The sequence below is a fragment of the Maridesulfovibrio ferrireducens genome, assembly GCF_016342405.1.
GTDB classification, from domain to species: Bacteria; Desulfobacterota; Desulfovibrionia; order Desulfovibrionales; family Desulfovibrionaceae; genus Maridesulfovibrio; species Maridesulfovibrio ferrireducens_A.
This window is the reverse complement of record NZ_JAEINN010000009.1, coordinates 41,864-52,973: the sequence shown is the minus strand read 5'-3', so window position 1 is coordinate 52,973 and position 11,110 is coordinate 41,864. Positions and strand designations below refer to the sequence as shown.

Below are 11,110 nucleotides of genomic sequence, written 5' to 3'. Positions count from 1 at the left end.
TCTCATATATTGCGTTTGCGGAATTAAATAAGATTGAAACTTAAAAGGATAATAATGTCTGTACGTCCTCTGACTATCGCTTTGCTTGTAATACTCCTTCTGGTGACGGCTTCTTATGCTTTGTTCCATTTCGGAGTGCTTGATCCTTTTCTTTCCGGATATTCAGAGGTCAGTGACAAGAGTGAGAATACCGGTCCGGTTGTTCGCCATCCGGTGAGTAATCTTGTTTTGCCGTTGCCTTCATCGAAACAGCAGGTTGCCCAGTCCGTGAGTGGTTCTTCCGAGATTGCGGGCGAAAAAGAATCTGCACCGGAAGTTGATTTTGAGGTTGGTGCTGAAACAGATACTGAGGCCGGAACCGACGTTGTTATCGAGGTTCAAAATGGAGGGGATACTCAGCCTGTGCAGGTTTCTGCTGTTAAAAAAGTTGCGGCAATAGCTGTTACAGAAGTTGTCAAAAAAGATGTCGTCCCAAAAAAGAGCAAGGTTGAAAAAGTCGTTGCCGGAACTCTTAGTAATGTGAAGCTTGATTGTTCGAGTGATTCCTTAACCTTGAAAATATCTCTCTCACAGCCAAGTGACAGAATCACATGGTTTAATCTCAATGATCCCAAAAAATTAATTGTGGATATTCGTGGACATTGGAAAAACTATGCAAAATCAATTTACAGACTAAAAGACTGTGCTGTTGATAAGGTTGTTCTCGGAGAGAATTCTGATAGATTTCGTCTTGTTTTTTATATTAATAAAAAAGATTTGCCTGTTAGAATCCGTCCCGAAATTAAAAAGCTTTCTGACGGGATAGAAATTAAAATCAAATTATAGTCTGAATATTTTATTTTTCCTCCCTTTTTTCCCTCTCTGTTGTCTCTCAATACTCTCTCCTTTTGATCAAATATTCTCGCGTAACTGAAATGTAACAAACGAGTCATTGCTTTGTAACGCTTAGCGGCTAGGTAGTTGTTGTCGCGCTGTTACGGAAAGTCTTTGTTTGGCGCATATTGTGAGAAAGTCTTTTTAGAATGGAGAGTGTTCCAATGGGGCAAGCTGTTAAAATCGCTTCCAGACATCTAGATTTTTATTATGGAGACTTCAAAGCTCTTGAAGATATCACCATGGATTTTGTTGAAAACAGAGTTACCTCGCTTATCGGGCCTTCCGGTTGCGGTAAGAGTACTTTTTTACGCTGTCTAAACAGAATGAATGATCTAATTCCCGGCACAAAAGTAGACGGGGAGCTTACTCTGGATGATGAAAATATATATGCGCAAGGTCTTGATGTAGTGACTTTGAGGAGACGCGTGGGGATGGTTTTTCAGAAACCGAATCCTTTCCCGAAGTCTATTTTTGAGAATGTAGCTTACGGGCTTCGTGTCAACGGCATTAAAGATAAAGAATATCTGGCTGTAAAAGTCGAAGAAAGTTTGAAAGGCAGTGCTCTTTGGGATGAAGTTAAAGATCGGCTTCATGCTTCCGCATTGGGGCTTTCAGGCGGGCAGCAGCAGAGGCTTTGTATTGCAAGAGCCTTGGCTGTGGAACCTGAAATTCTGCTTATGGATGAACCTGCGTCTGCTCTTGATCCTATTGCTACTCAGAAGATCGAGGATTTGATTCACGAACTTAAAAAGAAATTTACTATTATTATTGTCACTCACAGCATGCAGCAGGCGGCCAGAGTTTCTGACCGGACAGCCTTTTTCTATATGGGCCGTCTGATTGAAACCGGCAAGACTGAAACAATGTTTACTAAGCCTAAAAATAAACAGACGGAAGATTATATCACCGGACGTTTCGGTTGATAATTGCAGCATGTGTGCGCTTGATGAGTTGTATTAATTTTAAGTTATTTTGAGGAGATATAGTATGGAGCAGCGTGGTCATTTCACCAAAAAAATGGATGATCTTAAGGTTCAGATTCTGCGTATGTCGAGCATGGCTGAAACCGCGATGAATAATTCGGTTAAAGCGCTTCTCGAGAATAATGCAGAGCTAGCTGAAGAAGTCATAATGAATGACATTAAAATTAATGAGCTGGAATGCGAACTTGATAAATTCAATATCGGATTACTGGCTTTAGATCAGCCTATGGCTAGAGATTTAAGATTCATTGTCGGTTCGATGCGTATCAGCAGCAATCTTGAAAGAATCGGAGATGAAGCGGTTAATCTTGCTCAGCGCAGTGTGTTTTTAAGCACTAGGCCTCTTCTTCCTTTTAATCATAAGCTTGAGCAGATGACTGTGATTGCGAGAGATATGGTTACGCTGGCTGTAAAGGCATTTGCGGATGAAGATCCCGTTCTTGCCGGAAAAGTCTGCGGTATGGATAATGATGCTGACAGTCTTAACTTAAGAATTTTAAAAGGGCTTATTGAAGACATGGTTTCTGAGACAAGACTCGTTGAAAGAGGAGTTCATCTGATAATGGCTTCAAACCACCTTGAACGTGTGGCTGATCAGGCAACAAACATTGCTGAATCTGTGATATTTATTGCTCAGGGAGTGGACATAAAACATCATTTCCGGGGCTGACTTACGTCTGCTCACCGCAGAGTCTATTTCGTTTTAAAAGTAAGGCCGGATTTATTCCGGCCTTATTTCATTTTGGCATTGCCATTGTTAAGATTTGAGTCTGCGGATTATGAAAGGAAGGCGAATTTTGTTTACATATGTATTTTTTTGAGATAGAAGCAGTTCTCTTAATCTCAAGAGGAAAATCCGCATAGTTGGTAGCCGCGAACAAAACGTTGTTGCCGATTGGATCAGCTCTTGGGAGACCCTTTTAGGGCATTAGGGATAAAGTGTGGCTTCAGAGCCAATGGTCAATTTGTGTATCGGCTGCCTCGGAACGCATGCTCAGGTTGATTTCAATGCACTTGTCTCATTTTAATATATGCCGAAATTTTGTCCGAGGACATCGTTGTTGGAGGTAACTTATGGAAAATAATGAAAACTTGAACTCCGAAATGGAGATGGACTTTGAGGCTGCCCTTGAAGACTATCTGAATGCCGATTTCGGAAACCTGGATGAAGGAAGTATTGTTGTCGGAGAAGTTGTTAAGGTTGATAAGAATTTCGTTCTTATTGATGTTAACTTCAAATCTGAAGGACAGATTGCTGCATCTGAATTCCTTGATGTTGATGGTGAGATGACCGTAAAGGTCGGTGACAAAGTTGACGTTTTTGTTTCAAACAAAAACGAAAACGAAGGAACCATCAATCTTTCCCGTGACAAAGCCAAACGCATGCAGCTCTTCGACAAACTCGAAGAAATTCAGGAAAATGAAGGCATTGTCGAAGGTAGAATTGTTCGCCGTATTAAAGGCGGTTACACTGTCGATCTCGACGGCGTTGAAGCATTCCTACCTGGTTCCCACGTTGATCTTCGTCCCGTCCCAGATATGGACGCTCTCGTTGATCAGACATACGAATTTAAGATCCTTAAGATCAACCGTCGTCGCAGCAATGTTATCGTTTCAAGACGTGTTCTTCTCGAAGAACAGCGTAATGAAATGCGTTCCAAGCTGCTTGAAACTCTCGAAGAAGAGCAGACCATTATCGGTAAGGTTAAGAACATCACTGAATACGGTGTGTTCATCGACCTCGGCGGTCTCGACGGACTTCTCCATATTACCGACATGTCTTGGAAGCGTATTAAGCATCCTAAAGAAATGGTATCTCTCGGTGACGAACTTGAGCTTAGAGTTCTGAATTTTGACCAGGAAGGACAGAAAGTCTCTCTTGGACTCAAACAGCTCGTTCCAGATCCTTGGGAAGATATCTCCGGTAAATACCCTGAAGGTTCCAAGTTCTCCGGCAAAGTTACTAACCTTGCTGATTACGGTGCTTTCGTGGAACTCGAAGCCGGTGTTGAAGGACTTGTTCACATTTCTGAAATGTCCTGGACCCGCAAACTCCGTCACCCTTCACAGATGGTACGTGTAGGCGACGAAGTTGACGTTATTGTTTTGGGTGTTGATCCCGACAAGAAGCGCATTTCTCTCGGTATGAAGCAAGTTAAGCCTAATCCTTGGGATGTTGTTGCAGAGAAGTTCCCTGAAGGAACTGTTCTTGAAGGCCAGATCAAAAATATCACTGAATTTGGTGTATTCATCGGTATCGAAGACGGTATTGACGGACTTATCCACGTTTCTGATATCTCCTGGACAAGAAAAGTACGTCACCCTTCAGAAGTTTACAGTGTTGGCGATTCCGTTCAGGCGAAAGTCCTCACTGTTGATAAAGAAAACGAAAAGTTCACTCTTGGTGTAAAACAGCTTTCTGATGACCCATGGTCTCAGGTACCTTCTAAGTACCCCGTCGGCTGTACCCTTGAAGGACTTATCACCAATATCACTGACTTCGGTCTCTTTGTTGAGGTTGAAGAAGGTATTGAAGGCTTGGTTCACGTTTCTGAAATCTCTCATAAGAAGATCAAGAATCCTTCTGAGATGTTTAAAGAAGGCGTTACTATCCAGGCGAAAGTCATTCACGTCAGCGCTCATGAACGCAGACTCGGTCTGTCCATCAAACAGCTGAAAGAAGAAGACGACAAGCGTAAACCTAAAGAATTCCGTTCAGGCCCTGCTGATGCAGGTAACACTCTGGGCGAACTTCTTAGACAGAAGCTTGAAGATGCAACCGAAGCTAAAGCTGCAGCAGAGACTGAGGATGACGAATCCTAAGCTCAGTTTCTCTGTAAGGCATCCGTTTTTATTCGGTTTCAGCCTAGTTATAATGGCTGTGGTCCTCCTATGGGGGGCCGCAGCCTTTTTTAATGGGAAAGCTGGGCTTATGCTGGGAGCTGATTCAATCGGGATTGTCACGGTACAGGGAACTATTACGGATTCATTGCCTACGGTAAAATTTTTGCGTGAACTTCGCAAAGACGATTCAGTTAAAGGTGTTCTTTTGAGGGTCAATTCTCCGGGTGGAACCATTGCTCCTTCACAGGAATTATATCTTGCGGTAAAGCGTTTTGCAGAAGTTAAGCCTATCGTTGCGTCTTTCGGAACTGTTGCGGCGTCCGGCGGATATTACGCTGCGGCCCCGGCAACCCAGATTATTGCAAACTCCGGTTCAATTACCGGAAGTATAGGTGTTAAGGCTGAGTATGCGAGTTTCAGACAGTTGATGGACAGAGTCGGCATTAAGCCTATTATGATCACCAGCGGAGCATTGAAAGGTGCAGGATCTCCATTCACTGAATTGACTCCGGAGCAGCATAAATATCTCATGGGCCTCATTATGGACATGCACAATCAGTTCGTAAGTGATGTTGCTACAGCTCGTAAACTTGATCGAAAAGAAGTTGAGAAAATTGCAGACGGAAGAGCTATTACCGGGCGGGAGGCAAAAGAGTTAGGTCTAGTTGACAGAATCGGCGGATTCGAAGACTCGATCACAGTTTTAAAAGCTCTTTGCGGTATAGAAGGTGACGTTGCTGTCAGGGAAGGCCCTGAAAAAGATGAGCCATTTCTTAAAGAAATATTAGGCATGTTAGGTATTAAGCCTTCCGGCTCTTTTTCTGGCGACGGTTTTACCTTTTCATATTAGTTATTCAACTTGTAAATTATATTATAAGCAGACTGAGAGTTACTTTTAAGTAATTGATCAGTGTGTTCTCAGAGAGGTTACCATGGAATGTAAATTCATAGGGGTAGGTGACGCTTTTGATGGAAAACACACTAATACAAGTCTGTACGTCAAAATAAAAAACAGAACTTTATTATTTGACTGCGGATTTAATTCAGCTCATTCCTTTTTTCAGCTTATCCCGAATGCTCTTGATTTAGATATCGTTTGGATCTCTCATTTTCATGGAGATCACTGTTTCGGATTACCAATGCTTTTGGGCAGTTTTCATACTTCTGATAGGAAAGACCCCTTAACTATTTGCGGTCCGGTGGGAATAGAAGAGAAAGTTCGAGCTTTGACAACTCTTGCATTTCCTAGATTATTATCAAAACTTTCATTTGAACTGAAGTTTCAAGAATGTTCTCCTGAATCTATTCAGGATGTTGGCGGAATAAAATTGAGTTCTTTTGAGACTGATCATACTGAAATGGCAGGCCCCGCTCTTGCTGTTCGGGTTGATTACGAAGGATTTTCTTTTTTTTATAGTGGTGATGGAGCCGTTTCTTCGCAGTGCCTTTCACTGGCAAGCGGAGTTGATCTGGCTGTTTTTGAAGCCTACTATCTTGAAGAAACAGCGAATGGGCATTCGTCAGTTAAAGGGTGTCTTGATTTTGCTCTTAAGGCAAAAATCAATCAAGTAGCCCTTGTGCATATTAATCATTTTGTGAGAACTTACCATTTAGACGAAATATTGAAGCTTATAAAAGATGTTGAAGTGGTCAGCGTCTTACTTCCGGAGGAAGGGCATTTGTTGCGAATTCCCGGCAATTAGGAAGTAGCATTAGGCGCATTGCGTTTTGAAGCGAGGGAATAAGTGGCAACAAATTACGATCAAATTGTTCGCGAATATTTTGATGGACGTTCAGGATATACAATCCTTTTAAGTGATGAACCTTCATTTTATAAGCTTCTGAGAGGAACTTTATATAAAATTCTGGCAATTCGCAGAGATTGTTTAAGTTATTTTCAAGAGCAAGCACCTGCTTTAAGTGAGATTAAAGATAAGGCCGGAGAGGGAGTTCCTGTACTCGTTTTTGTCGAGAGAATTTTAAAAGGCAGGCCGTCTGCTGATTTTATTTTGAATGTTCGTAAGCTTTTTCCAGATGTTAAACTGGTTATTTTGACCGGAGAAATCGGTGAAGATGAGCTTATTTATCTTCATGAAATCGGTGCAAATAATATAATTACCAAACCTGTTTCTGTGGACAGTCTTGTGCAGAAGCTTGCTTTTACGATTAAGCCGCAAGGTAAATTGAATCAGCTGGTTCAGGTCGGTAAGGAATTACTCCGAAAGGGTGATCTCGAAAAGGTCATGCTTGTCAGCGCTAAGATCCTGGAAATTAAGCCTGACAGCCCCGCTGCGTTAATGCTACTTGGTGATGCTTTAAGTGGTCTCGGGAGGCGGGACGAGGCTCTCAAGGCTTTCATGAAGGCTCACGAACAGTCGACTGTGTTTATGGAGCCGATTAAAAAGTTGGCTGAATTCTATAAAGACAGCGACGACAACCAGTATCTATTATACTTAAAGAAGCTCGATAAAATCAGTCCTCTCAATACTGAGCGCAAGTGCGAAATAGGTCGAGTTCATCTTGAGCGCGAAGAGCTTGACGATGCTGAAGTCTTTTTTGATCAGGCAGTAAAATGTGCAGTAAAAGAGGCTCATAGTTATCTTTCGCAAGTTATGAGCGGTATTGCTGAATCTCTTTTTGAAGTTTCCCCCTCAATGGCTGAAAAGTATTACAGTAAGCTTCTTTCGGTTAAATCTGCTAATCTTACCAGTGAGGATCTTGAGACTTATAATCGTCTCGGGATTGCCATGCGAAAACAGGGTAAGTGGGAAAATGCTGTTGCTAATTACAAGGAAGCGCTCAGAGTTGCACCGAAAGAGGCTGGCCTATATTACAATATAGGGATGGCTTATACGGACGGCAAAGAGTATGCTAAGTGCGCGCAGTCTTTTAAGAGAGCTCTTAATTCCGGTCAGGATATTCATAAATCTTCGGCAGCTGTTGCCCGGAATATAGCCGGTATTTTTTTGAAAGTAGGTATGACTGATGATGCGCGAATCATTATTGAAGAAGGGCTGACGGTTTTCCCTAATGATTCCGGGTTAAAAACGTTACTCAAAAAAGCGGTTTCTTAAGTTTAATTATCTGGGCGGTTTTGTTAAAAAATAAATCAATAATTACTGATTCTAGCTGAAATACTTGAGTCGGTGTCAGGGGTAATTATAGATGTATTTAATTTCTGCACTTGTTTTAGGATTCATAATCTTTATGATTATTTATGCCCGCTACATGAATGTCAGTGGGGATATTGCCAGACGCAAGATGCAGCTTGATAATTTTCGTGATCAGGTCGAATTCCGGGTGAAGAGACTCGTAATCGGAACGCGGCAGATAAACGAAGACATAGCTCTGGAGAGTGAGAAGCTTGAAGATTTGAAGAGCGAGTTAAAAAATATCGGTGGCAGTAAATGATAATATTTCTCGTTCTTTCAGGCGGGTTTATGATTCTGGCGCTGATTATCAACAATATGATTACGACATGGCATGCCGACAGGCTTAAAGCTTTTAAGATCGAAGAAGTTAATTTGAGAAATCGACTTGATGGGGCCATTGACAGACAGAGAAGTGTCTTGATTGAGCTTAGAAATATTAAGTCTGAAATTATTAATTATGAGAATATGATAGAAAGCCAATATATGGATGAAGGTTTTGATTAGAAATTTCGGTAGATAGCATTTTAAAGCCCCCTCAGATTTTGGTCTGAGGGGGCTTCTCTTGTTGAAAGTCGTTAGAAGTGAATGTCATCAATAGTTACATTCGTATCAAGATCTGCAATTAACGTATTTCCTCCGGCTTCATCACCGTTTGAATCATACCAGAGTTTCTTACATTCTTCGTCAAAAATAAAGTGGGCGTTTGCGTCACCGAATGAACCGTTAGTCCCATCGTAAGAAGATATAATGGTAGTTAAGTGATCACCTTTGGCAGAAGGGTCAAAATCACCACTGAATTTAAAATAGTCTTGTCCGCTTTTGAAGTTTTGGATTTGATCGTAATTATTCTCGCCGGAACTTGCAATAGACGTATATTCAAGTTCCGATACTGCGATATTATCGAGATTAATGGTGTCAATTCCTTTGCCACTTTGGAATGTTTCAGACCCGGAACAAGTCAGACCATTGAAGGTGTCACCGTTTGCTGTTCCGATAACATGATTTATATTGGAGAAATTATCTGTGAAAGTCTGCGAGCCATTATCATTAGCGTTTCCTGTGCCGTCAGCTGTCATATTAATGGTCATGATTTTGTTGAGCGAAGCATAGCTCAGTATATCATGACCGCTACCGCCACCTCCGTCATAAACATCGCTGCCCATACTACCATTGAAGATTTCATCTCCTTCACTACCCGTGATGTTGTCGGCTTTAGCTGTTCCGGTGAAACCTTCGATGTTTGAGAGAGTGTCTATACCGTCGCTGTGGGTGACGTCATATATATCTCCTGCAGCGACTGTGAATGTTACCCCTGAAGTAGATCCGGCAAAAGAAACAGTATCAATACCGTCTCCGCCTCCGCCGTCAATTACGTTGTCTCCCTTTCCACCGAAGAAATGTTCGCTTCTCGTGCTTCCTATAAACTCGTCATTGTGGTCAGATCCAATGAAACTTTCAATGTGCGCGATTGTGTCCGTTCCTCCGCAATGAGTGGCAACTCCTGTTACTGCATTTATTGTGACGTCGGTTGTTGAATGGGCATAAGAAACCGTATCGAATCCATCCCCGCCATCAATAGAGTTATCCCCGTTTTCGCCAAAGAGAAAATCGTTCCCGCCTTGACCGAAGATTGTATCGTCTCCGTTCAGCCCGTGAATAATATCATCGCCGCTGTTACCATAAAGGGTATTTTCGTCATCTGAACCAGTAATGTTATCCGCGTGTTTGGACCCGAGAACATTTTCGATGTTGTTCAAAGACGAATTATATTGCTCACTTTCATCAGGTTTCATTATGATTGCAATCTTATCAGCGAGGTTTACGGTCAAGTTGTAGTCATTACTAAGTGTTTCATATTGCACCCAGTTGGAGCCACCGCCTCCATCAATAACGTCATTTCCAAGTAACCCTTCAAATCTATTGTCGCCGTCGTCTCCGGTCAGTATGTCATCAAAATTGGACCCGATGACACCTTCGATATTAACCAGAATATCATTTCCGTCAGCGCCTGTAGCAGTATGGTTGGCTAGATTTACAGTGACAGAAGCTGTGGCGCTTGAATATGAGGCGAAGTCTACATCGTGACCGGAGGTCCCACCATCCAGATAGTCATTTCCAAGGTCTCCGCGAAGCAGGTCTTCTCCGGTTCCACCGTAGAGGGAATCTGCGCCATCCATTCCATAAAGTTCGTCATCTGCGCCAAGTCCTAAGATAATGTCTGTGTTGGAAGTTCCTGTGAGGGTGTTAGCGTTATCATCTCCGGTGATGGTGCCGGAATTTGAATTGTCGGGAGTGTTGTCGTTGTCATCTCCACCTGTGGTGGGTTTAGGTTTTTCTATTGGGTCGTCTTTTGGGTCTTCCGGCAGATCTTTTGGAGGCCCAAGGCGTATAAGACCGTCGGGTCCGGGTCTTTCGTGTGGTTCTCCGCCGTGTGGAAGTCCTCTTACTATCGGCTCAATTCCTTGTCCCGGTAATAATCCATTAGTTCCTTGCAGACCACCTTCGCCTCCCTCTGGCTCTCCGCCTCCGGGGGTGACATCTTCCGGAAGAGCGTCGCCGTCCTGTCCTTCACCTTCATCCTGCTGGTCATCGTCTGGAGTGTCTTCGTCCTCTTCTTGCTGTTCAAGGATTTCCTGCTCCTGTCGGATGTTGGCGGGGGCTATTTCGCGGAATTCACGTAATTCTTGCATAGAAAGAGGGCGTACTAAGCCAAGAGCGCCGGATGCGGAAATTTCTACTATTCCTTGCGGCTGTGCGATTTGGCGTATTCCGCCTGTGATATTACTTTGAATAATAAGCGCCTTACCGCTGTGAATTTCTTCAACCCCGTGTTTTTCAGCGCCTCCGGCAATAACCTCATGAACCGTAATGGTGCCGCGAATGCCGATGGTGGCAAGCGGAGATCCTACTTGAAATCTTTCAGGATTTTGTTCGGCAATTTTACCTGTGACTACGCGGAATGTGCCTTCGGTGATTTGAAGTAGTAGTTCGGAAGCAGAACTGTCGCTTGTATCATATATGTAGTCATCAAGAGTGATGCGGGAATTGGCACCCTGCGATAAAAGCGTATCGTCGATAAATCTTACTTCGACATTCCCGGCAGGGCCGGTGATCAGATCCTCTCCTTCAAATATCGGGCTTCCAGGTTCAAGAGCGCGCGAACCTGATTCGGACTCAGCGTAAGCTTGTCCTGTTAATCCGGTTACGACACCTATTTCATTTGTTGAGGGCTGAGAATCTGGCATTGCTGCTCCG

The 11,110-nt window shown here is 43.0% G+C and carries 10 protein-coding genes; 9 read left to right on the top strand and 1 reads right to left on the bottom strand.

What is annotated here, in order from left to right:
- Nucleotides 1-54 precede the first annotated feature (54 nt).
- The 9 genes from JEY82_RS11130 to JEY82_RS11090 all read left to right on the top strand — a co-directional run bounded on the left by JEY82_RS11130 (nt 55) and on the right by JEY82_RS11090 (nt 8,359).
- Complete coding sequence (locus JEY82_RS11130; RefSeq protein ID WP_304085462.1) at nt 55-825, top strand: AMIN domain-containing protein; 771 nt, start codon at nt 55-57, stop codon at nt 823-825.
- 212 nt (nt 826-1,037) lie between these two features.
- Nucleotides 1,038-1,799: a phosphate ABC transporter ATP-binding protein PstB gene (pstB, locus tag JEY82_RS11125; protein WP_304085461.1), complete on the top strand. Its 762-nt coding sequence runs from the start codon at nt 1,038-1,040 to the stop codon at nt 1,797-1,799.
- 64 nt (nt 1,800-1,863) lie between these two features.
- Nucleotides 1,864-2,529, top strand: coding sequence for a phosphate signaling complex protein PhoU (phoU, locus tag JEY82_RS11120; protein ID WP_304085460.1), 666 nt, complete (start codon nt 1,864-1,866; stop codon nt 2,527-2,529).
- Nucleotides 2,530-2,933: 404 nt separating this feature from the next.
- On the top strand, nt 2,934-4,682 hold the full coding sequence (locus JEY82_RS11115; protein ID WP_304085459.1) for a 30S ribosomal protein S1: 1,749 nt from the start codon (nt 2,934-2,936) through the stop codon (nt 4,680-4,682).
- A complete protein-coding gene (gene sppA, locus JEY82_RS11110) occupies nt 4,669-5,553 on the top strand; it encodes a signal peptide peptidase SppA (RefSeq protein WP_304085458.1) in 885 nt (294 codons plus the stop codon). The genes JEY82_RS11115 and sppA overlap by 14 nt, the downstream gene beginning before the upstream one ends.
- 82 nt (nt 5,554-5,635) lie before the next feature.
- Nucleotides 5,636-6,406 carry an MBL fold metallo-hydrolase gene (locus JEY82_RS11105; protein WP_304085457.1) on the top strand — a complete coding sequence of 257 codons (771 nt, stop codon included), beginning with the start codon at nt 5,636-5,638 and terminating at the stop codon, nt 6,404-6,406.
- A gap of 42 nt (nt 6,407-6,448) precedes the next feature.
- Nucleotides 6,449-7,777, top strand: coding sequence for a tetratricopeptide repeat protein (locus JEY82_RS11100; protein WP_304085456.1), 1,329 nt, complete (start codon nt 6,449-6,451; stop codon nt 7,775-7,777).
- 91 nt (nt 7,778-7,868) lie between these two features.
- On the top strand, nt 7,869-8,114 hold the full coding sequence (locus tag JEY82_RS11095; RefSeq protein WP_092158665.1) for a hypothetical protein: 246 nt from the start codon (nt 7,869-7,871) through the stop codon (nt 8,112-8,114).
- Nucleotides 8,111-8,359, top strand: a complete 249-nt coding sequence (locus JEY82_RS11090) for a hypothetical protein (RefSeq protein ID WP_092158667.1) — start codon at nt 8,111-8,113, stop codon at nt 8,357-8,359. Before JEY82_RS11095 ends, JEY82_RS11090 begins: the two co-directional genes overlap by 4 nt.
- Nucleotides 8,360-8,430: 71 nt before the next feature.
- Here JEY82_RS11090 and JEY82_RS11085 read toward each other — a convergent pair whose 3' ends face one another.
- Nucleotides 8,431-11,100, bottom strand: a complete 2,670-nt coding sequence (locus tag JEY82_RS11085; RefSeq protein WP_304085455.1) for a FecR domain-containing protein — start codon at nt 11,098-11,100, stop codon at nt 8,431-8,433.
- Nucleotides 11,101-11,110 lie beyond the last annotated feature (10 nt).